Annotated in this window: 1 protein-coding gene; it reads right to left on the bottom strand. The window is 71.4% G+C overall.

What is annotated here, in order from left to right; genetic code table 11:
• The coding region (locus tag GV792_RS28825; RefSeq protein WP_163828144.1) for a hypothetical protein at positions 1–290 on the bottom strand (290 nt) is incomplete at both ends.

The following is a 290-nucleotide window of genomic DNA, read 5'->3' as shown; positions in this document are numbered from 1 at the left end:
CCGCATCGGATCACCGGGTGCGACTGCGGGTCTGGGGCGGCGGCCCAACGGCACGGCTGGCAGCCGTCGCCGAGACCGACTTCGCGCAGGCGCCGCTGCAGGGCGGTAGTCAGCCGCGATTCCTGCGAATCCACCGGCAGTAGTGCCCGCGCGACGGCCGACCGCGCCGCGGGCGTGAGTTCATTGAGGTCGAGGAAGGCAACGGTGACCGAGGCGTCGTATCCGAAGTAGCGGGTGGCGAATTCGGCCGCTTCGGCGGGCACGTCGGGGCTGGTCGCCAACCACCGCAA

The sequence above is a fragment of the Nocardia cyriacigeorgica genome, assembly GCF_010868145.1.
Lineage (GTDB): Bacteria > Actinomycetota > Actinomycetes > Mycobacteriales > Mycobacteriaceae > Nocardia > Nocardia cyriacigeorgica_D.
The sequence above is the reverse complement of the archived record's forward strand: the minus strand, read 5'-3'. Positions and strand labels throughout refer to the sequence as shown.